This is a genomic window from Lysinibacillus sp. FSL R7-0073 (assembly GCF_038009065.1).
Lineage (GTDB): Bacteria > Bacillota > Bacilli > Bacillales_A > Planococcaceae > Lysinibacillus > Lysinibacillus fusiformis.
Genome location: NZ_JBBPAS010000001.1, coordinates 4,174,285 through 4,196,660, shown reverse-complemented (window position 1 = coordinate 4,196,660; position 22,376 = coordinate 4,174,285). Strand labels below are relative to the sequence as shown.

The 22,376-nt window shown below is 37.3% G+C and carries 22 protein-coding genes and 1 riboswitch; of the genes, 17 read left to right on the top strand and 5 right to left on the bottom strand.

Translation table 11 applies throughout. From position 1 onward, the window contains the following. The first annotated feature begins 101 nt into the window (after positions 1–101). The 3 genes from MKY88_RS21105 to MKY88_RS21095 all read left to right on the top strand — a co-directional run bounded on the left by MKY88_RS21105 (position 102) and on the right by MKY88_RS21095 (position 3,033). A complete protein-coding gene (locus MKY88_RS21105) occupies positions 102–1,133 on the top strand; it encodes a fatty acid desaturase (protein WP_069482756.1) in 1,032 nt (343 codons plus the stop codon). Between the two features lie 123 nt (positions 1,134–1,256). Then, positions 1,257–2,405, top strand: a complete 1,149-nt coding sequence (locus MKY88_RS21100) for a sensor histidine kinase (RefSeq protein ID WP_419182593.1) — start codon at positions 1,257–1,259, stop codon at positions 2,403–2,405. A 16-nt stretch (positions 2,406–2,421) separates the two neighbouring features. Next, positions 2,422–3,033, top strand: a complete 612-nt coding sequence (locus MKY88_RS21095) for a response regulator transcription factor (protein ID WP_340814636.1) — start codon at positions 2,422–2,424, stop codon at positions 3,031–3,033. A 44-nt stretch (positions 3,034–3,077) separates the two neighbouring features. Here the strand turns inward: MKY88_RS21095 and MKY88_RS21090 are convergent, their stop codons facing one another. From MKY88_RS21090 to MKY88_RS21080, 3 genes are all read right to left on the bottom strand, one after another. Further along, on the bottom strand, positions 3,078–4,052 hold the full coding sequence (locus MKY88_RS21090) for a proline dehydrogenase family protein (protein ID WP_328204489.1): 975 nt from the start codon (positions 4,050–4,052) through the stop codon (positions 3,078–3,080). Between the two features lie 73 nt (positions 4,053–4,125). Beyond that, positions 4,126–4,878: an ABC transporter permease gene (locus MKY88_RS21085; RefSeq protein ID WP_340814634.1), complete on the bottom strand. Its 753-nt coding sequence runs from the start codon at positions 4,876–4,878 to the stop codon at positions 4,126–4,128. Beyond that, complete coding sequence (locus tag MKY88_RS21080; protein WP_328204486.1) at positions 4,875–5,606, bottom strand: ABC transporter ATP-binding protein; 732 nt, start codon at positions 5,604–5,606, stop codon at positions 4,875–4,877. The genes MKY88_RS21085 and MKY88_RS21080 overlap by 4 nt, the downstream gene beginning before the upstream one ends. Before the next feature lie 103 nt (positions 5,607–5,709). Between MKY88_RS21080 and MKY88_RS21075 the strand changes: the two genes are divergently transcribed. Then, positions 5,710–6,210 (top strand): methylated-DNA--[protein]-cysteine S-methyltransferase, encoded by a 501-nt coding sequence (locus MKY88_RS21075; protein ID WP_069482750.1) that lies wholly within the window; start codon positions 5,710–5,712, stop codon positions 6,208–6,210. Between the two features lie 78 nt (positions 6,211–6,288). On the opposite strand, the gene MKY88_RS21070 is transcribed toward MKY88_RS21075, so the two are convergent. Next, positions 6,289–7,590 carry an ammonium transporter gene (locus MKY88_RS21070; protein ID WP_193833171.1) on the bottom strand — a complete coding sequence of 434 codons (1,302 nt, stop codon included), beginning with the start codon at positions 7,588–7,590 and terminating at the stop codon, positions 6,289–6,291. A 13-nt stretch (positions 7,591–7,603) separates the two neighbouring features. Next, positions 7,604–7,945 (bottom strand): P-II family nitrogen regulator, encoded by a 342-nt coding sequence (locus MKY88_RS21065; RefSeq protein ID WP_012291989.1) that lies wholly within the window; start codon positions 7,943–7,945, stop codon positions 7,604–7,606. Positions 7,946–8,257: 312 nt separating this feature from the next. Between MKY88_RS21065 and MKY88_RS21060 the strand changes: the two genes are divergently transcribed. The 13 genes from MKY88_RS21060 (at position 8,258) to MKY88_RS21000 (ending at position 22,327) form a co-directional block, all read left to right on the top strand. After that, entirely contained in the window at positions 8,258–9,718 is a 1,461-nt protein-coding gene (locus MKY88_RS21060; protein ID WP_340814628.1) for a nicotinate phosphoribosyltransferase, read from the top strand. A 19-nt stretch (positions 9,719–9,737) separates the two neighbouring features. Then, positions 9,738–10,562: an ammonia-dependent NAD(+) synthetase gene (gene nadE, locus MKY88_RS21055; RefSeq protein ID WP_069482748.1), complete on the top strand. Its 825-nt coding sequence runs from the start codon at positions 9,738–9,740 to the stop codon at positions 10,560–10,562. A gap of 157 nt (positions 10,563–10,719) precedes the next feature. Next, positions 10,720–11,040 carry an NAD synthetase gene (locus tag MKY88_RS21050; RefSeq protein WP_069482747.1) on the top strand — a complete coding sequence of 107 codons (321 nt, stop codon included), beginning with the start codon at positions 10,720–10,722 and terminating at the stop codon, positions 11,038–11,040. Positions 11,041–11,248: 208 nt separating this feature from the next. Beyond that, positions 11,249–11,890: a hypothetical protein gene (locus MKY88_RS21045; protein WP_340814625.1), complete on the top strand. Its 642-nt coding sequence runs from the start codon at positions 11,249–11,251 to the stop codon at positions 11,888–11,890. Between the two features lie 59 nt (positions 11,891–11,949). After that, positions 11,950–13,215, top strand: coding sequence for a right-handed parallel beta-helix repeat-containing protein (locus tag MKY88_RS21040; RefSeq protein WP_291757381.1), 1,266 nt, complete (start codon positions 11,950–11,952; stop codon positions 13,213–13,215). Positions 13,216–13,217: 2 nt separating this feature from the next. Continuing rightward, positions 13,218–13,670 carry a nitrous oxide reductase accessory protein NosL gene (locus MKY88_RS21035; protein WP_069482745.1) on the top strand — a complete coding sequence of 151 codons (453 nt, stop codon included), beginning with the start codon at positions 13,218–13,220 and terminating at the stop codon, positions 13,668–13,670. Then, on the top strand, positions 13,667–14,470 hold the full coding sequence (locus MKY88_RS21030) for an ABC transporter permease (protein ID WP_232540700.1): 804 nt from the start codon (positions 13,667–13,669) through the stop codon (positions 14,468–14,470). Before MKY88_RS21035 ends, MKY88_RS21030 begins: the two co-directional genes overlap by 4 nt. Beyond that, positions 14,467–15,147: an ABC transporter ATP-binding protein gene (locus tag MKY88_RS21025; RefSeq protein ID WP_036120799.1), complete on the top strand. Its 681-nt coding sequence runs from the start codon at positions 14,467–14,469 to the stop codon at positions 15,145–15,147. The genes MKY88_RS21030 and MKY88_RS21025 overlap by 4 nt, the downstream gene beginning before the upstream one ends. A gap of 192 nt (positions 15,148–15,339) precedes the next feature. After that, a complete protein-coding gene (locus MKY88_RS21020) occupies positions 15,340–16,284 on the top strand; it encodes an AAA family ATPase (protein WP_193833167.1) in 945 nt (314 codons plus the stop codon). After that, a complete protein-coding gene (locus tag MKY88_RS21015; RefSeq protein ID WP_340814621.1) occupies positions 16,281–17,462 on the top strand; it encodes a DUF58 domain-containing protein in 1,182 nt (393 codons plus the stop codon). Before MKY88_RS21020 ends, MKY88_RS21015 begins: the two co-directional genes overlap by 4 nt. After that, on the top strand, positions 17,459–19,642 hold the full coding sequence (locus MKY88_RS21010) for a transglutaminase TgpA family protein (protein ID WP_340814620.1): 2,184 nt from the start codon (positions 17,459–17,461) through the stop codon (positions 19,640–19,642). The genes MKY88_RS21015 and MKY88_RS21010 overlap by 4 nt, the downstream gene beginning before the upstream one ends. 32 nt (positions 19,643–19,674) lie before the next feature. Continuing rightward, a riboswitch (purine riboswitch) is annotated at positions 19,675–19,776 on the top strand. Positions 19,777–19,930: 154 nt separating this feature from the next. After that, positions 19,931–21,484 carry a glutamine-hydrolyzing GMP synthase gene (gene guaA, locus MKY88_RS21005; protein WP_036120786.1) on the top strand — a complete coding sequence of 518 codons (1,554 nt, stop codon included), beginning with the start codon at positions 19,931–19,933 and terminating at the stop codon, positions 21,482–21,484. A gap of 174 nt (positions 21,485–21,658) precedes the next feature. Next, positions 21,659–22,327: an MOSC domain-containing protein gene (locus MKY88_RS21000; RefSeq protein ID WP_340814618.1), complete on the top strand. Its 669-nt coding sequence runs from the start codon at positions 21,659–21,661 to the stop codon at positions 22,325–22,327. Positions 22,328–22,376 lie beyond the last annotated feature (49 nt).

Here is a 22,376-nt window from a genome sequence, read left to right as displayed (position 1 = left end):
ATGTCATATCCTTTTTGTGATGTTTGCGTCTGTTGCTGACTTATACTCTTGTTTTATGATGAGGTCATAAGGAAAAGGAAAAGGAAACGAGGGAGTAAAAGATGGCAACAATTAAAGAAAAAACAAAAAAATTACGCCAGGATGTAGCGCCTTTTGCTAAATCAGATACGCGTAAAAGTGTTTTTCAAATGATCAATACCATTGTACCGTTAATTGCTTTGTGGGTGGCAGGTTACTTGTTAGTTGATGTTTCACCTTGGCTAACAGTTGGTTTAAGTGTTATTTCAGCTGGTTTTGTCGTAAGAACTTTTATTATCTTTCATGATTGTACACACGGGTCATTTTTCAAAAGTAAAAAGGCAAACGACTGGGTTGGATTTTTTACTGGGGTGTTAACTTCATTCCCATATGAAAAATGGAAACGTGAGCATACAATTCACCATGCAACGAGCTCAAACTTAGACAAGCGTGGTATCGGTGATATTGATATGATGACTGTGGAAGAATATATGCAAGCTTCAAAGGGTCAACGATTATGGTATCGCTTCTATCGTAATCCGTTTGTAATGTTTGGTTTAGGACCTTTATATATGGTACTTGTTTTAAATCGTTTTAATCGTAAGGATGCAAAGCAAAAGGAACGTACCAACACAATGTTAACGAATATTGTCATTGCCGGAGTTTGTGCCGCTTTAATCTTCTTTATGGGCTGGCAAGCGTTTTTATTAGTCCAAGGTGTAACACTATTTATTGCGGGTGCTTTAGGAATTTGGTTGTTTTATATTCAGCACACATATGAAGATTCTTACTTTGAACATGATTCTGAGTGGGATTATGTGAAAGCTGCAGTAGAAGGTAGCTCGTATTACAAATTGCCGAAAATCTTACAATGGGTTACTGGAAATATCGGTTTCCATCATGTCCATCACTTGTCTCCTCGTGTACCTAACTATAATCTGGAAAAGGCTCACAATGAAACGCCGCCATTACACACGGCGACAACGATTACTTTACGTACAAGTTTAGAATCATTGCGTTATAAGCTTTATGATGAAGAACAAGGTAAATTTGTAACGTTTAAAGAAGTCGAATTAATTATAAAACGTAAAGCAAAAGGTAGCATTGCTGCTTAGTTAAAAACAGCCATCTCAATTAGAGAGATGGCTGTTTTAAATATAGTCGAGAAAATAAGCATTATGGGCAAAAAAATAATTTTCTTGTTATAATAAGGGAAAAGTAGGAAAGAGCGTGAGATTATGTTGAGGAAATGGCATAGTATTATTCCGAATAGTCCAATGCTCAGTATATATTTATGGATTATTTTTTGCTTTCTACCGTTTTTCTTCATTTTTAGAAAATCATCTTATATAGAAATCTCTATAGGCATTACGTTTTTAATGCTATATTTTATTTTCTATCGATTTTCCATGAATTCGAAAAGCGGACTAGTATATATGTGGATCAGCTTTGAAATGGTGATTAATATTGTCATGACGATTTTATACGGTTATGTTTATCTTTCCATTTTCACAGCATTTTTTATTGGAAACATACGAAGACCAGTTGGTTTCTATATTATGTACGGTCTACATATTGGCTTTACAGTCATATCCACAGGTGCTGGCTTTTTTGTTGAGCTTCACTTATTTTTATCACAATTACCTTTTGTCGTGTTAACTATTTTAGCTGTTGTTCTTTTACCGCTTACGATTTATTCCAAGAATAAACGTGAGAACTTAGAAGGACAGTTAGAAACGGCCAATGAGCGTATTGCAGAGTTAATTGTTTTTGAAGAACGACAACGTATTGCACGTGATTTACATGATACATTGGGGCAAAAATTGTCTATGATCGGTTTGAAAAGTGATTTAGCATCAAGGTTGATTGAGCGTGATCCACAGCAAGCTTTAGTTGAGATTAAGGATATACGTCAAACTGCCAGTATTGCCTTAAAAGAGGTTCGTGAATTGGTTTCAGACATGCGTACAGCAAAATTTGAAGATGAGCTTATGCGTATTTCTCAAATATTAAAGGCAGCAGAAATGGAATTTGTCTTTGAGGGCGATAAAAATGCCTTGCAAGTGCCACCGCTTGTAGAAAATGTTTTGTCTATGTGCTTAAAAGAGGCTGTTAATAATGTTGTGAGACATAGTGGTGCGACAAAATGCGAAATAGCTTTCCATCAAAATTTTAAAGAAGTTTACTTAGTAGTTCGTGATAATGGACAAGGAATTACGAAAAAACAAGCGTGGAAAACTGGGAACGGGTTAAAAGGAATGCGAGAGCGATTAGAGTTCATCAATGGTTCCTTCAAAATTGAAAGTGTGGACGGCACGACATTATCAGTAACTGTTCCAGTGGCTATTACGCATCAAAGTGTGAAAGAAAATCTGAAGAACATATAGAAAAGAGGCTTGTGACATGATACAAATTGTGATTGCTGAAGATCAGGGGATGCTATTAGGCGCTCTTCGCTCTTTACTTAGTATGGAGGAGGATATGGAGGTCGTTGGCTTAGCAAAAAATGGTGAGGAAGCATTGATGCTTGTTGAAGAGCACCAGCCTGATATTTGTATTATGGATATTGAAATGCCGGTTAAAACTGGCCTTGATGCAGCAGAAGAAATTCATGGCTCTGGCTCGGATTGTAAAGTCATTATTTTAACTACATTTGCCAGACCAGGTTATTTCGAGCGTGCTAGAAAAGCTAGTGTAAGGGGATATTTATTAAAGGATAGCCCTATTGAGGAATTGGTTTCTGCAATCCGTACGATCATGGATGGTAAACGAATTTATGCCCCAGAGCTCGTTGATTTTGTGTATGAGGATGATAGTGAAAATCCATTAACTGAGCGAGAAAGCCAGGTGCTGACTCTTGTGGCAGAGGGCAAAACAACGAAGGAAATTGCCGCAGAGCTATTTCTATCAGCTGGAACCGTTCGTAATTATATTTCAACGATTTTAGAAAAATTAAACGTAGGCAATCGTATCGAAGCCATTGCACGCTTTAAAGAAAAAGGATGGAATAAATAAGAGAAGAACCTTATCGCATGGTTGCGGCAAGGTTCTTTTCTGTTTTATTTATTGCGTTTTGTTAAACGTCCAAGAACGAATGCACCTGCAGCTACCGCAAGAACTGTATTCGTCTTTTTCGTAAACACTTGTTTTGTGACAAGGTTAAGGTTTTGAGGGCGTTCAGCTAGGCGACGCATAAAGTAACCGTACCAATCTTCGCCGAATGGAACGTATACACAGAAGTTATAGCCTTCTTTAGCTAGCTCTTTTTGCATATCTGTACGGAATCCATAAAGCATTTGGAATTCGAATTTATCAAGTGGAATATTATGATCAGCTACAAAGCGTTTAACGTGAGCAATAATATTATGGTCATGTGTAGCAATGGACGTAAATTTACCATGTAGTAAATGATATTCAATTAACTCAATAAAGTTTAAATCGATATCCAATTTATCTTGATAAGCAACTTCAACAGGCTCTTTATAAGCTCCTTTTACGATACGTAAACGATAGTCCTTGAATTTTTCGATATCGTCTTTTGCACGGTAAAAGTAAGATTGAATCACAGTTCCAACATTATTAAATGTTTTAGACAATTCTTCTACCATATCAAAAGATGTTTGAAGACGCGCAAAATCCTCCATATCGAAGTTAACAAATATATCATAAGCAGCCGCTTTTTCAACAATTTCATACAGATTGTCATAGCAGAAATCTACATCAATATCTAAGCCTAATTGAGAAGGCTTTAATGAGATATGTGCTTTTACATCATTTTCATGAATAGCTTCTACCACAGAGAGAATTTTATCTTTTGCAGCAGTTGCTTCTTCTTTACTTGAAACAAATTCACCAAGGTTATCTACTGTACATGAGATATTATGTGCATTCAGTTCTTTGATGCTTGCAATTGTTTCTTCAATATTTGTACCAGCTACTACACTTTGTGCTCCTAATTTTAGGCCATATTTCTTTGCAGCACTATTCAATAGTTGGTTTTCGGAAAGCTGGATGAAAAAATCGCGTAATAACATGGTCATTCTCCTAACTGCATTTTCTTTTTAGTATATCATAAATTATTAAATCTATATTAAATCTGCTTAACAATTATTTCATTTCAAGTATTTGCATACGCTCATTAAAAAGTGCAGGATAACTTAAAAAACCAATCATGATACTTGATAATGTCGCCGTTGTTAGGAGAGCGAAGATGATCAAAAGTTGAAATTGTACAGCCTGAATGGGGTCGGCACCACCAATAATTTGGCCGCTCATCATACCTGGTAGCTGTACTAAGCCAATTGTTTTTTGGCTTTCAATAGTGGGGATCATACTCGCCTTTACGGCATTGATAAGTTGTCGATGAACAGCTTGTTTGGGTGTGCCTCCAAGAGACAAAATTAATTCCATTTGATCTTTATGGCTAGTAATTTCAGCCGTAAATCGGTTTAAAAATAAAATGGATAACACCATTGAATTGCCAATTAGCATACCACTAATGGGAATAATATACTGAGCGGTCGCTGGCACAATGTTAAAGCCAAGCAAGACACCTTGTGTAATGATTTCTATCATCACAAGTGTCAGTGCTATTTTCCAGGTGATCCCTTTAATGCCTTCTCCTTTTTTTCGAGCATTAAACGTAGCGATTAGTATCATTAACGCAACCATAAGAAAAATATATACATAACTATTTGCATCAAAGACAAATTTTAATATATAGCCAACAGCGAGCAATTGAACGATAGACCGAAGGGTTGCAATAAGCGTATCTTTTTCAAGTCCTAATTTTAATGTTTTGGATAGCAGTAGAGGGATGCACACGAAAATTAATGTTAGTGATAAAGACGTATAAGTCATATGTTAGCCCCCTGTACAAATTCTGCTACGCGTGGGTTAGTCGGTGCTTTAAGTAAAGCACTCTTGCCAGTTTCAATTAGCTCCCCATTCATCATGACCCATGTATAGTGTCCGATCGTTAATGCTTGTTGCAAATTATGAGTAATCCAAATCATCGTCACATTATATTTTTTATTAATAGTGGAGATGAGCTTTTCAATTTCCTTAACAGATTGGCGATCCAGTGCAGAAGTTATTTCATCTAATAATAAGATAGAGGATTGATTAATAAGAGTTCTTGCTATCGAAACCTTTTGACGCTGTCCTCCTGATAATTCATTTGTGGATTGGTGTAAGAAGCTTTCATCTAAGCCAACATCCTCTAAATATTGAATGGCCTCCTGTTGAGAAAGTTTTTTCCCCTGCAATGTCAGTGGAAGTGCGAGGTTTTCCTTTACAGTGCCAGCAATCATAGGAGCAGCTTGTAGGGCGATACCAACATGTCTTCGTAATGCTGAGGGCTCATAATTTGAGATGGGCTCATTATCAATAAGTATATGTCCATTTGTCGGTGAAAGAAGGCCATTACATAATTTAAGCAGGGTTGTTTTACCTGCACCAGAAGGGCCGACGAGAGTGGTAATTTGACCTTTCGGAAACGACCCAGTAATTGACTTTAATATCATTTTGTCATTTACTGAGAATTGAACTTGTTGAAAGTGAATGGCAGGCTCGTATAGCGTATTCATGTCGTGAAACTCCTTTGCTATAGTCAGTAAAATAACTGTAGCATGAAATGAAGGAAAGATGCAGTTTAAATATAAGCTTTTAGAAATGAAGGGAGAATAGGGAATGGAGATATTGTATTTCGATACGTTAACGTTTGCACAAGGTGCTATGTACATTGTAGCCACAAATGATGGACTTGCCTATATTGGAACACCTAATGCATCATTTGATGAGGTTAAGGAGTGGGCAAAAAAGCCTTTTAAAGGTTATAGCTTTGAAGAAAATAAAGAAAAATTGCAACCATATAAGGAACAATTAACAGCCTATTTTAACAAGGAACTGACAGAATTTGATGTACCTATCCATGTAAAGGGGACACCTTTTCAATTAGCTGTGTGGGACGCCCTAAAAGAATTACCCTATGGTTCAACAACATCGTATGGAAGCATCGCAGAACGTATTGGGAACCCCAAAGCAGTCAGGGCTGTAGGTAGTGCTATTGGTGCAAATCCAATATTAGCCATTATTCCATGCCATCGTGTCATTGGCAAAAATGGTCAATTAACAGGTTTTCGTAGTGGACTAGATGTAAAACAATTTTTATTAGAACTAGAGAAAGCTTAATACTTTCATTAACCATTAGTTCAACAAAAAGAAATCTGCCTGCTATTTTATTAATAGCAGGGCAGATTTTTCTTTTGTCTATATGTGTTGTTCTTCTTGTTGGACATTGTTTTGGGTTTTACCGAAGTGTGTTAAACGATGGGCAAAGGTTTCTCCTCGAACCGCAGAACTCTTAAAAATATCTTGGAATTCGTAGGCGGGAGCTCCATGTTCCATGACATCTAAACCAGCAATTTCTTCTTCCGCCGTTACACGTAAAGGTACAAAAGCTTTAATGATAAATATACCAGCTGCTACAGATACACTAACCCAGGCTATTGTAGCAATAACACCGATCGCTTGAATGCCTAGCAAACTCAAGCCTCCACCATAAAATAAGCCTTGCCCGTTACTATCAAATAATCCAACGGCTAGTGTGCCCCATACACCGCAAATACCGTGTACAGCAATTGCACCAACTGGATCATCTACTTTTAGCTTCCATTCAATGAATCGTACACCTTCAACAAGTAATGGAGCTGCGATAAGGCCGATTATAATAGAGCCAATAATGCTGACATTCGCTGCACCCGCTGTAATTCCTACTAGCCCTGCTAGTGCGCCATTTAATGTGAGGGAGCCGTCAATATGTCCATAACGGAACTTCGTATAGAAGGAGGTTGCTACGACACCAGCGGCCGCTGCAAAAAATGTATTTGCGATGACATTTGGAACAAGTTCAGGATCTGCAGCTAAAGTGGATGCGCCATTAAAGCCAAACCAACCAAACCAGAGTAAAAATACGCCTAATGCTCCTAATGGAATACTATGACCTGTAATAACATTTACTCGACCATTTTCATATTTACCTAGTCGTGGTCCAACCATAACTGCGGCGATAAAGGCGGCTACAGCTCCCGTTAAATGAACGACTGTTGAGCCAGCAAAATCCACAAAGCCTAAATCAGTCAACCAACCTTGACCACTCCAAACCCAATGGCCTACAACAGGATAAACGACTAATGACATAAGTATAATGACTCCGATATAAGCAAAAATATTAGTACGCTCTGCCACAGCACCAGATAAAATAGTTGCTCCTGTTGCAGCAAACATTGTTTGGAAGATAAAGAATGAGAGATCATCGACTCCGTTTAAAGCGAAGCCACTTATGCCGAAAATACCACCTACAGTGTCACCAAACATAATTGCGTAGCCACATAAAAAATAGACAATTCCCCCTAGGGAAATAGTTAGAAAATTTTTCATAATGATGTTAACAGCATTTTTTGAACGCGTAAATCCTGCCTCTACCATAGCGAATCCAGCATGCATAAAAAATACTAAAATTGTGCCTAACATCACCCAAATTAAATTAACAGATAACAATAGTTCATCCATCTATATCGCCCCCTTATTCTACTGCAATCGATCCGACTTCTTTTGTTCGGATACGAATCGCTTGTTCTACTGGATAAATGAAAATTTTCCCATCACCAACCTTGCCAGTTGCTGCTTCGCGCAATAGTATTTCTACAATGCCATCCACTTTACTATCATCTACAATCATTTCTAATTTCAATTTAGGTAAAAACTCAATTTCATACGTATTACCACGAAATAAACCAGTCCTCCCTAATTGACGGCCACAACCTGCGATTTCAGATACGCTTAGTCCTGCAATCCCTTGTTGTGCCAGACCGTCCCGAACTGCTCCAAAAACCTCAGGACGAATGATGACTTCGATTTTTTTCATCTGTACCAGCTCCTTGCGTAATTTTAATTTACATGTTAAATCGCCTGAAACAGTAGTGCAATTACTTTTTTGAAATCCATGTTATGTTTTGTTACACAGATTATTTTTATTCTCGAAATAGTTGCTGAAAAAAGGTTTTAGAATGGGAATGAAAGCGGTACTAAAATTTGTGTCTAAAATATGAACAGTTCTAAATTTTCTGATTATTAATGTTAGAAAACCTTACATTAGAGAGTGTGAATGTCACACGCAAGAATTTGGGTATATAGTGTATACTAGGACTAATTATCAAAGCGGAAGAAGGGGTTTCTTGTGAGATCAAACTATGCAGATGATAGCTTAGCGCTACACACAGACTTATATCAAATCAATATGGCCGAATCCTATTGGGCTGATGGGATACATAATAAAAAAGCAGTTTTTGAGTTGTATTTTAGAAAATTACCATTTGGCAATGGTTACGCAATATTTGCTGGCCTAGAGCGGATGCTGGATTATTTACGGAATTTCCATTTTACTGATTCTGATATTGCGTATTTACGTGATGAAGTTGGTTATAAAGAGGATTTTATTGAGTATTTAAAAGATATTCGATTCACAGGGGATATGTATTCGATGGTAGAGGGAGAGCTTGTTTTTGCCAATGAACCGATTGTTCGAATAGAAGCTCCATTAGTGGAGGCTCAGCTTATAGAAACAGCATTATTGAACATTGTTAATTATCAAACATTAATAGCGACGAAGGCTAGTCGTATTAAACAAATCATTAAAAATGAAGTGGCTATGGAATTTGGTACACGACGCGCACAAGAAATGGATGCAGCTATTTGGGGTACACGTGCAGCATTTATAGGTGGTTTTGCTTCCACTAGTAATGTAAGAGCAGGTAAACTGTTTAACATCCCAGTGTCTGGTACACATGCACATGCGTTGGTACAGGCTTATAAAAATGATTATGATGCTTTCCATTCTTATGCAAAACGTCATAGCGATTGTGTTTTTCTTGTAGATACGTATAATACTTTGAAATCAGGAGTTCCAACAGCTATAAAAGTAGCTAAAGAATTAGGAGACAAAATTAATTTTATTGGTATTCGATTAGATAGTGGAGACATTGCGTTTTTATCAAAAGAGGCTCGTCGCATGCTAGATGCTGCAGGTTTCCATGATACAAAAATCATTGTTTCAAATGATTTGGATGAATACACGATCTTAAATTTAAAAGCTCAAGGGGCAAAAGTAGATGTGTGGGGAATCGGTACGAAGCTTATTACAGCTTATGATCAGCCTGCATTAGGTGCTGTTTACAAAATGGTTGCCATTGAAAACAGCGATGGTCAAATGGAGGATACCATTAAAATATCAGCGAATGCTGAAAAAGTATCAACGCCAGGTCTCAAAAATGTATATCGTATTATCGATAAAAAGAATGGCAAGGCAGAGGGAGATTACATTGCGATGCAAGATGAAAACCCTCAGGAGGAGGAACGTATTAAAATGTTCCACCCAATTCACACGTTTGTCTCTAAGTTTGTCACGAATTTCGAAGCGAAAAATTTACATCAGCATGTAATTCATAATGGAGAAATTAACTATCATAACCCAACGCTTGAGGAAATGCGTGATTATGCAGCCGGAAATTTAGAGCTGCTATGGGATGAATACAAACGTGCGATGAATCCTGAAGAGTATCCAGTCGATTTAAGTCAAAAATGCTGGGATAATAAAATGCGCAATATTGAGGAAGTTCATAACATGGTTAAGCAAATGTAAAAAGGGAGTGATGGAAACAATGACTTTACAACAACAAATCATTAAAGAATTACGTGTACAACCAACTATCGATGTGCACGAGGAAATACGTAAATCCATTGATTTCTTAAAGGAATATGCGAAACATTATAGTTTTGTAAAAGGATTTGTTCTTGGTATCTCTGGTGGTCAGGATTCAACATTAACAGGAAAGCTAGCGCAACTAGCTGTTGACGAGCTAAATAAAGAAGCTGGGGAAATGAAGTATTCATTTTGGGCGATTCGCTTACCATATGGAGTGCAAGCAGATGAGCAAGATTGTCAGGACGCTATCGACTATATTAAGCCGACGGGATCTTATACAGTGAATATAAAAGATGCTGTCGATGCGAGTGTGAGGGCCCTAGCAAATGCAGGTGTTCAGCTTAATGATTTTGTCAAAGGGAACGAAAAAGCACGGGAGCGTATGAAAGTGCAATATTCGATTGCTGCAATGAATGGAGCAGTCGTATTAGGAACGGATCATGCAGCCGAGGCCATCACAGGTTTTTATACTAAATTTGGTGATGGAGGAGCGGACTTAATGCCAATCTTTCGTTTGAATAAACGACAAGGGAAGCAGTTATTGGCAGAGCTCAAATGTCCTGAACATCTTTATATGAAGGTGCCAACAGCAGATTTGGAGGAAAATCGCCCATCTTTGCCAGATGAAGTGGCTCTTGGGGTGTCCTATGATCAAATTGATGATTATTTAGAGGGGAAGGAAATCCGAGAAGAACCTCGCCAACTACTGGAAGGATATTATTTACGTTCGCAACATAAACGCCATATGCCTATTACAATATTTGATGTTTTTTGGAAGTAAAATAAGGGAAAAGAGTTATAAAAGTGAATCTCACTTTTGAAAATAGCTCTTTTCTCTCTTTTTTTATGCAATTTGGTTCTATGTTGTTAAATATCATCATATAATGTCGATATAATTACCTATAAGGATTATAAAATGTAAGGGAGGGTAACTAAATATGAGGACTTCTAGAGTAAATGCAACGACAAGTAGTGTTTTTCGTCAGGAAAATCAATATTTACATGCAGGTGATATTAGCCATAATTTTGGGCAAAATCCACAAAATTTATTTAAAAATAGTTTGCAAAGAAATAAAGAGAAGAAGCGCAGTTCAATAAATGCGCCAAATCAGCAGCAACAGCATCAACATACAGTGCCTATCCATATGGATAGTACGAATGATTTGCAAATACGTCGTGAATTAAATGAAACTGCGGTAAAGCTTAGTCGTTTAAGCAGACAAAAGAAGCGACTTAATAGTTACCGTTCTTCCATATAAAGACCAGACTCTCCACAGCCAAACATGTGGGGAGTTTTTTTGTATTTGAGTGAAAAAGAAGTGCTGAATTCAAATTATTTGAAATGAAGATGTTCATTGATTGTTCAAGATAATTTTTCCAATTCTTCACCGCGATTTTTTACTAATTTCACAACTAATCTGTATTGTTGAATATGGCAACAGAAAACTAAATTTGGAGGGAATAGTTGTGAAAAAATTATGGTTACCAGCATTAATATTATTATTTGTACTAGCAGCATGTACTAGCGAAAAACCTCAGGTAAAGGAGAAGGAATCAGAGCAAGGCGCTACTGAAATAGAAACGAAGGTAATGGATGATTCTGTACATGTTGCTTCACTTGTAGATCCGCGGTTACAAGAGCCGGAGGAGGATACAGTTTGTGAAATGTGTAATATGAAGGTTTACATGAAGGATCATGAAATGGGCATATTTTCAGCGCAAGCGATAAAAGAAGATGGGACTATTGCTTTTTATGACGATATTGGCTGTTTATTGAATGCAGAGGTTGCTAATGAAGAGAACAATGCAAAATTTGTCCGTGATTTTGTGACGAAGGAGTGGGCGAAGGTCGAAGATGTAACAATTGTGAAAACAGAGCTGAAATCTCCGATGAACTGGGGATATATTTACTTCGTGAACAAAGCGGAAGCAGATACATACATCCAAGAAAATTCGAATGCTTATATTGAGAAACTACAAAAAATTAAAGATGACGCATTGGAACGACGTAAGAAAATGATGAAAAAAAAGGCTGAGGGAGAGAATGGAGATTCTAGTTCTATGCATTCAAGTGATATGAATCATGGGCAAGAGGGGCATGGTCATTAAAAGCTTAGACTAGGGGAACTTTACTCTAGTCTTTTCATGCTGAATAAGGGGGGACAGTAATGAAACGAATAGGATGGTTCGTATTGTTTTTTCTATGGACATGTCAAACAGCAAATGCGGAGTTTGATCTTCAATTTGCTATTGATCAAGCGAAACCTGGAGAGATTGTTCATATTCCTGCCGGTCGTTACCAAGGAAATTTTACCGTAAAGAAATCGATTAAACTCCAAGGAGAAAAAGGCGTTGAACTTTATTCCCAAAATACTGAACCTGCATTAAAAATAGACGATACGGCTAATGTCTCTGTTGAAGATATAATGATTTCTGCCAAAAACAAAGGGATTGTTGTTAATGAAGTGGAGAATTTAAAACTGAAAGCTATTGAAATAAAGGATGTACAAGTGGGTATCCATATTCAACGTTCTAAGCATATTCAACTATTAGAAAATAAGGTTGTTGGTAATCAGTTACATTATGCTGAAAAAGGCAATGGGATTGCTGTGTTTAAAAGTGAGGACATTGCTATTGAACACAATGCAATTGATTTAGTGCAAGATGGGATATATGTAGAAGAAGTGAGACATATCAATGTGCGACAAAACGAAGTGACAAACAGTCGTTATGGAACGCATTTTATGTATTCAAGTGATGTGAAGGTGCTTTTTAATTCATATTTACATAATGTGACAGGTCTTATGGTAATGATGACTACGGACTTAGAAATAGCGAGCAATACAATTAGTAACCATAATGATTTCAATAGCTATGGCCTTTTAATGTATGACACACAACAGGCGAAGGTGAGAAAAAATAGTATTCGAAATAATCGGGTAGGTGTAGCAATGCAAAAATGTTCAGTCATACAAATACAAGAAAATGGGTTTCAGATGAATCAGACTGCCTTAGAAGGAACAAAGGTAGATAATCACTCTATCATCAATGATAATCAGTTTACTGGAAATATATTAACGGCAAGATCAGACCAACAAGGCTTGCGATTAGTTCGCAATTTTTATGATGATTACCGAGGGATAGATGTTGCGGGAGATGGTTTCGGAGATGTTCCATACGTGGCTGTGTCGAGCTTTGGTCAATGGATGGTGAGACAACCAGTTTATCAATTTTTTGTGGCATCACCGAGTGTTATGATTCTGACGTCACTTGATCAGGAAGTGAATAAAACAGAACAAAATTTGCTTGTAGATAACGAACCAAGATTAATTAGCCATACGAAAGAGAAGTCGTTTTCAATCAACATCTTACAATTTATTATTGGTTTAGTTGTATCTATGAGTGGATTTTGGCTGTGGAAAAGAGGGGTGTAAGTATGACGAGGTGGATAGCCATTTTAGTTATATGCAGTACAATATTGGGCGGTTGCGGCGAAAAGACGTATAACCCACGTGATATTATCAGTGAAACAGATATTTGTGAAATTTGTAATATGAGTATCGTTCATCATGAATATGCTGGACAAATTGTGCTCACAAATGGAGATTATAAGATTTTTGATGATATTGGCTGTTTGATGGATTATCTGGCGCTAAATGGTGAGGGTGAAATAGGCGCAGCCTATATTAAAAATAATGCAAATAATGAATGGATTGACGTTTATAAAGCCACCTATGTATACAATAAAGGTTATTGGACTCCTATGAACTATGGAGTACTTGCATTTGCGACGAAGGATGAGGCGCAGGAATGGATGATCAATGAAGGAGAGGGGCAATTATTAGCCTATCAAGATTTGCTGACGTTTAAATGGGGGATTCATGAATGATGTTTGTGAAAATAGAGTTGAAGCAAATTTTAAGAAGCCATTGGATGCAACTAGTAGCTTTTCTTTTTACTTTTGTATTTGTAGCCATTATTGTCATTCAGCGAATGGCATTACCTGATGTGGAGGGCTTTACACGTCAAACGGCATCATTTTTAAATGTGTTATTGTTTCTATTACCTTTATTTATTATCACCATTGGAAGTATGAGTATAGCCGGCGATATTGAATCTGGCTGGTTTTCGTTATTAAAAACATATCCAATGAAAATATGGCAATATATTATAGGGAAATATGTGGCTATATCACTTGCCTTTTTATTAGTAGTGCTTGTGGCATTTGGCGTTGTCTTAGCAATAGGTGGTCTATTAGGCGGCGTCCAGTTACCGATTATTTTAGTGATCCTTACGTTATTATGTATCTTTATATTTGTCTCATTAGGTATTGTACTGGGGGCAATGGCTAAAACAAGATTATTTGCACTAGCCTTATCACTTGTTGTATGGTCCGTTTTTTTACTGCTCATTTCTTATGCGTTAATGGCTCTAGGTGCAGTTGTAGCGGGTCATGTTTTACAAAAACTTACCATTATGTCGATACATATTAATCCCGTAGAATGGCTACGCTTTGGTTATTTTATATTCACCAATCAGGCTAGTGTGCTTGGTCCAGCATTTTATGGTATCACTAGGTTTTATTCGTCAACTGTAGGTCATGTGTTGTATGTGGTGGTGACGCTTCTTTGGATCCTTCTACCACTTTTGCTAGCTACTAAGTTTTCAAAGGAGGTCACACAGCGATGATTCTTTTAGAAGCCAAAAATATAGCCAATGTCTATGAAAATGGTAGAGGTTTAAAAGAAGCTACCTTTACATTACATTCTGGTAAAATTTTAGCGTTGGTTGGGGGCAATGGTGCTGGAAAGAGTACGTTGATCCGTTTACTAACGGGTCAAGAGAAGGGAAAGTCCGGAGAAATGATATGGCACAAACCAGATGTCATTCGTTATATGCCTGACGACGTAAATTTTCCAACCATGCTAACGGCAGCTGAAATTTTTAATCTACTAGCTTCTTTAAAGCAAGTAGATCAAGATGAACAAGAGTGCATATTAAAGCGTGTTTCCTTGTGGGATGTTCGTAATCAACCAGCTAAACAATTCTCTAAAGGGATGCTTCAGCGATTAAATCTTGCGCAATGTTTACTTGGAAGTGGATCTTTGCTGATCTTGGATGAACCGACAAATGGTCTTGATCCATTTTGGATAGCGCAATTAAAAAATGTAATGTTAGAGGAAAAGAACAAAGGAAATACGGTCATATTCTCTACTCACTTGCTGTCTTTTGCTGAAGAAATAGCAGATGATGTATTAGTTTTACATGATGGTGAAATTATTATTTCTGGTGAAATCACTGAAATTTTCACACAAGAAAATTCTACATCTTTGGAAGAAATATGGTTAAAAAGATTAAAATTGTAACATTCTAATGAATAGTGACGTTATATACTAAACAAGGCTTGTTTGACTACGTTCAGGCAAGCCTTGTTTAGTATGTGTTATCGAAGGGAAGAAGTTTCTGATAATTGTTTTACTAGACATATTTCGATATGCTTATGATAAGTTATCGTGCAATTCACACAATTGTTGGATGAAATGGAGGTTTTTTAATTTATGAATTCTCAAATACAAAATGTGCTAGAAAATATAGAGAAAGTGATGATTGGAAAGAGAGAGGTGGCTGAGCTAAGCCTGGTTGCTTTATTAGCGAGGGGGCACGTATTGTTAGAGGATGTGCCTGGCGTTGGGAAGACAATGATGGTTCGTTCATTAGCAAAATCCTTTGATGCTCAGTTTAAGCGAATCCAATTTACGCCGGATTTATTACCTTCCGATGTAGTGGGAATCTCTATTTATAATCCGAAGACATTGGAGTTTGAATTTCGTCCAGGACCCATCATGGGGGATGTTATTTTAGCCGATGAAATAAATCGTACATCGCCAAAAACACAGTCAGCTTTACTGGAGGGAATGGAAGAAGCTTCTGTTACTATTGATGGTAAAACACTTGCAATTAATCAGCCGTTCTTTGTAATGGCCACGCAAAATCCGATAGAACATGAAGGAACTTATCCATTGCCTGAAGCACAGCTTGATCGTTTTTTGCTGAAAATAAAAATGGGCTACCCTAGTAGAGGACAAGAAGTGGAAATTTTACGTCGCGCGGAAAATGGCAAAGCGATTGAAAAGATCGATGCAGTATTGTCGGTAGCTCAATTAATTGAGTTACAAGAGCTCGTTCAAGGAGTGTACGTTGAAGATTCAGTAAAAAATTACATGGTGGAGCTTGCTACTCAAACTAGAGAAAACAGCTATGTTTATTTAGGCGTAAGTCCCAGGGCGACACTAGCCTTAATGAAGGCTTCTCAAGCCTACGCATTTATGAAAGGGCGTAGCTATGTAACACCTGATGATGTCCAATACCTTGTCCCATTTGTCTTTAGCCATCGCCTAGTTTTAAAACCAGATGCTCGCTATGATAATGTAACAGCAAGTGAAATTATTGAACGTATCATTGCCAAAACACCAGTACCAACAAAAAGGTTTGCAGAACAATGAAGCAATGGAAAGCTTTTTTAGAGAAAAGTAAACATTTCCTATTAGTAGTTTTCTTAATGATTGTAACGTTTTGTTATGCGATGTTCCAAGGTGGATTTGTTAGTTGGTTTGTGTTTTTTACGGTAAGTCCATTTTTAGTGTATGCCTTATTTTTCTTTGTTGTTAGAGAAAGTATCTTAGTAGTAGAGCGCAAAATCGAGCCAGCACATGTAGAACGTGGTCAATCAGCAAAGGTCATGATTTCGATCGAAAGAAAAACACGTTTTCCTTTTGCTTATATGTTGATGGAGGAACTTGTAGATAGTGAGGGGTTAGTTCAGGCGAAGCTACAAAGTTCAACGGCTATAAAATTTGTTGGCTTTAGAAAAAAATTTAACTGGCATTATGAATTAGTAAATATGCCTCGTGGCGAACACCGTTATTTGGGTGTTACCGTCGCTTTCTATGATTTTTTTGGTTGGGCAAAAAAAATGGTGGTGGCCGAGAAAGAACAAACTATTTTAGTGTACCCAAGGCTAAGAGAAATGAAATATTCGGCACTTCAAACAAAATATGATGTTGGGCCAATGATGTCTCCTTATTCCATAGTAAAGGATACTACTATGGCCGTTGGGTTACGAGAATATGTTCCTGGGGATCGTTTTTCATGGATTCATTGGAAGTCATTCGCGAAAACCCAAACCTTACAATCTAAGGAATTTGAGGATAGACAATCTTCTGAGCTAATGTTAGTGCTTGATGCCAAGAAATCAACGTTATTTGAGGATAAGATTGAGCTAGTAGCATCTATGCTCAAGATGATCGTGCAGGAACTTGGTGATATTTCCTTTATTTCTGCTGGAGAAGTGACAAAGGTATTCCCTGTTATACAAGGTGAAAAGCAGTTAGATCAGGTTATGTATCATTTGGCAGCTATAAAATCTACTGAGAATGTAAAATTTCGATTTTATGACCAGCAAGCCTTTAAGCAAGTAGCGACATTGCTTTATGTGACTAATGAAATATCAGAAGAATTCCTACATACTCTTGCGAATATAGTGAAAAGTTGTATTTGTTTTGTCGTGGCAAAACAGCCACCTGTGCAGTCTAAGGTTACATTGCGTTATAAACATATTCAAATTGTCTATGTAGATCCAACAGATTTTTATCATGTATTCACGGAGGTGAAGAAGCCGTGAAACAAACAGTAGGGGAATTTTTAGAGTTAGCGGTCGCCTATATTATTGTCTTCTTTATTTTGCGTGAATGGCTAATACCAATTATGCAATTAACTAATACAGGAGGGTTTCATCTCTTCCTAGTTTTTATTGGCTTGTCCCTAGCCTTAAGTTTATTCCGAGTACATCCTTTATTATCAGGGATTGTAAAGTTTGGTTATATTACTTGGTGCATTGTCTTTATTTATAGCGAAAGCCCAGTGCTTTCTGGAAAGTCCATATCCTTCTTATTAGCAGAATGGAAAGGGAATATGGCCGCTATTCTATCAGGTGATTTTGGTCTAGTATCCGATGCCTTTAGAACAGTGCTATTTCTAGTATTAATATGGATGCTTGTTTACTTAATCCACCATTGGGTCTCCGTAAGGAAAAATATATTTTACTTTTTTGCCATGACAGTATTCTTTATTGCTACGTTAGACACGTTTAGTGAATACAATGGGAAAATAGCTATTGTTAAAGTGGTTATTTTAGGATTAATGATGACAGGTGTCCTATTTGTCAAACGTTTATGGCTTCAAGTGGGTACAACGAGCAATACGTTTGGGAGATGGAAAATTGTTATTCCAATGCTTGTATCCATATTACTTGTCGGGACTATCGCCTTCTTTTTACCAAAGACAGGGCCGACATGGGCAGATCCTGTGCCGTTTATTCAAGGTGTTACTGGACAAGATGGAAATGGAACAGGCATGAAATCAGTCGGCTATAGTCAAGATGATAGTCAATTAGGTGGACCTTTCCAAGGGGATAATACATTAATTTTTACTGCGTCTTCACGTGATCGTCATTATTGGCGTATTGAAACGAAAGATACTTATACATCAAAGGGATGGATTTTGTCAGAGGGGAACTTCGGAAAAAATGTATATGAGGCAAATGCGCAGATTATGACCTCTTTACAAGTAGGCCCACCTGAAAACGAACGTCAAATTCAATTGGACATTGCGACCTCGATGCCGTTTTTAATTCAAACATATGGCTTGTTATCTGTTTCGGCTCAAGATTCCACATTATTTATTCAGGACGAGCAGACAGAAAAGATGACTATAGAGCAGCAGAATGATACATCTACATCTTTATCAGGCTATACTTTATCGTATAGTGAGCCTGTCTATAGTATGGAACAGCTGCAATTATCATTCCCCGCCACACTTGAAACGTTAGATTCATCATTTGATCGCTTTATGCAGCTGCCAGCGCAATTGCCACAGCGAGTAAGAGATTTGGCGTTATCGATAACACAGGATAAAACTACGGTTTACGATCAAATTAAGGCAGTGGAAGGTTATTTTAGGACAAACGGTTTTAGGTATGATAAAAAACAAGCGGCTATTCCTGCAGAAAATCAAGATTATGTTGATCAGTTTTTATTTGATACAAAAGTAGGTTATTGTGATAATTTCTCAACTTCAATGGTAGTACTTTTACGTTCAATAGGCATTCCAGCTCGCTGGGTCAAAGGATTTGCGCCTGGAACTGCAGGACCCATGTCAGATGGTCTGAGAGAGTATCGAATTACCAATGACAACGCACACTCATGGGTAGAGGCATATATACCTGGAACAGGGTGGATGGAGTTTGAACCTACAATAGGCTTTAGCGGCAACGTTAACATTGATTATGATATACCATTAGATACATCCGAACAGGAGGAAATAGTACAGCCAGAGCAAAAACCTGAGCAACCGCAAAAGCAGGAACAAGTATCTAATAAAGAACAAAGTAAATCAATGTTTAGCCTGGATATGTTATGGACTTGGTTGAAGAAGTTTGCTTATATTTGGATAATCGTTTTCGTTTTATTGATTATCAGTGGGATTGCTTTATACTTGCAGCGCAAAACTTGGCTTCCTAAAATGCATGTTCGAGTATATCGTAAAAAGACTGCCAATTGGTCTACCTTTGATTCCTCCTATCAGATTCTTCTTAAGCAATTATCACGTATTGGATTGCGTATGAGAGATGGGGAAACGTTGCACATGTTTGCAGAACGTGTGGATGCATCATTAGAGACAGATAAAATGCAAAAGCTAACGGCTGTTTATGAGCAACATGTTTATGGGAAGGATAAACAAGAAGTGGATTTCATGAAGCTGAAAGAAAGTTGGGAATATTTAATCAATCGCACTATCGGTTGATTTTAACTTAGACAAAGAGTAAAATGAAAAAAATTAAATGCAAGGATTGCTTTCATATAAGTTCGATAATAAGGTTCGGATGTTTCTACGAAATCACCATAAATGATTTCTCTATGAAGGCGGATGTATTCGCTAGGTGAGAAGTATAGTAAATCACTTTACTTTGCTACGCATTCGCCTTTATAAATCATCATGAGCTTTTTGAACGCGTAGAAAGATTTTACTTTCTTCGCGTTTTTCTTTGAACAAATGAAATATCCTTTAAAAATAGTAGAAGAGGTGGAAATTTTGACAGCTAGCCCTTTATTAAAAGAGCAAGAAAAAATCGTTGTACTTGACTTCGGTAGCCAATTTAACCAATTAATTACTCGTCGTATCCGTGAGTTTGGTGTATTCAGTGAATTACATCCACATACAGTAACTGCAGAAGAAATTAAAGAAATGAACGCAGCTGGTATTATTTTTTCAGGTGGTCCAAACTCTGTTTATGATGAAAATGCTTTCCATGTGGATCCAGCCATTTTTGAATTAGGCCTACCAATACTAGGCATTTGCTATGGTATGCAATTAATGGCTCATACAAATGGTGGTAAAGTAGAAGGCGCTGAAACTCGTGAATATGGTAAAGCTGAAATCAAAGTAACTGCTTCCAATAAATTATTTGGTGAGTTACCAACTGAGCAAATCGTATGGATGAGCCATGGTGACCATGTAACAGAAGTTCCTGCTGGATTTGAAGTTATCGCAACGAGTGCATCATGTCCGATTGCAGCAATGGCAAATGTAGAACGTAAACTATACGCTGTTCAATTCCACCCAGAGGTACGTCACTCTGTTTATGGTAATGATTTATTACGTCAATTCGTTTTCGATGTTTGTGAAGCAAAAGGTGATTGGTCAATGGCCAACTTCATCGAACTTGAAATCGCAAAAATTCGTGAAATTGTAGGCGATAAAAAAGTATTATGTGCGCTTTCAGGTGGTGTTGACTCATCAGTTGTAGCGGTTCTTATTCACAAAGCAATCGGTGACCAATTAACTTGTATGTTCGTAGACCACAACTTAAACCGTAAAGGTGAAGTTGAGCAAGTGATGAAAACATTTACTGAAGATTTTGATATGAATCTTATTAAAATTGATGCTCGCAAACGTTTCATGGACAAACTTGCAGGTGTATCAGATCCAGAGAAAAAACGTAAAATTATCGGTAATGAATTTATTTACGTATTTGATGAAGAAGCATCAAAGCTTGAAGGTATGGATTTCTTAGCACAAGGTACTCTTTATACAGATATTATTGAATCAGGTACTTCAACTGCACAAACAATCAAATCACACCATAATGTTGGTGGACTTCCAGAAGACATGCAATTCAAATTAATCGAACCATTAAAAACTTTATTCAAAGATGAAGTACGAGCATTAGGCTTAGAACTTGGTCTGGATGAAAAAATTGTTTGGCGTCAACCGTTCCCAGGTCCTGGATTAGGTATCCGAGTACTTGGTGAAGTAACAGAAGAAAAATTAGAAATCGTTCGCGAATCTGATTTCATCTTACGTGAGGAGATCGCCAATGCTGGCCTTGATCGTGACATTTGGCAATACTTCACGGTATTACCTGATATCCGTTCAGTTGGTGTTATGGGCGATGCACGTACGTATGATTACGCAATCGGTATCCGTGCGGTAACATCTATCGACGGTATGACTTCTGACTGGGCACGCATCCCATGGGATGTACTAGAAAAAATCTCTGTCCGCCTAGTAAACGAAGTAAAACACGTTAACCGCGTAGTGTATGATATTACATCTAAGCCACCAGCAACGATTGAGTGGGAATAGTAGCAAAAGCCCTAAAAACTCTGAGAGGTTTTTAGGGCTTTTTTGATTTAATTATTTCTGAATTTATGGCTAAATAAAGTATCTCAACATGGAAAAATTGCTGGTAAAGTATTGTGTGTAGTAAACTAAATGAATGCAAAAGAACTTATACTATTCAGATTTGGGGGGATTTAAATGGAGAAAAATAAACCAATAATTCATACATTAGCAGTTGGGATGCCAAAAGAATTGATTGATAGTAAAGGGCGTTCGATGATTACAGGTATTGAAAAGCAAAAAATGCAAGAAGTTTATTTGTCAGCTCATGGCTTCGACGGTGATGATGTTGCTGATAAAAAACATCATGGTGGACCTGATCGTGCAGTTTGTTTATATCCTGCGGAGCATTACATACAATGGGAACAAGAACTTGGTAAACCATTACCAACTGCTGCTTTCGGTGAAAATCTAACGGTTTCAAATATGCTAGAAGAGGATATTTGTATTGGTGATATTTATAAAATAGGAGATGCTGTCATTCAGATTACACAAGGGCGTGTCCCATGTAGTACGATCGACAAATATACTGAATCAAACACATTGCTCAAACGTATGATTGAAACTGGTTATACTGGCTTCCTTGCGCGCGTACTAGAAGAGGGGACAATCTGTGCGAACTCGAATATTGAATTAGTAGAAAAGCATCCTGCCAAAGTTTCTGTGTTGTATTGCAACGAAGTATATTTTAAAAATAAAGATGCGGGCGCGATGGAACATATCCGAGCAGTTGATGCATTGGCGGAAGATTGGAAACAGAAGTTAGAAAAAAGAATTCAGGTCTTGCAAAGTAAAGTGATGAATTAAAAATTATCGGCAAGGAAATCTGTTTTAAAATCCTTTAGAACTTGAGTGA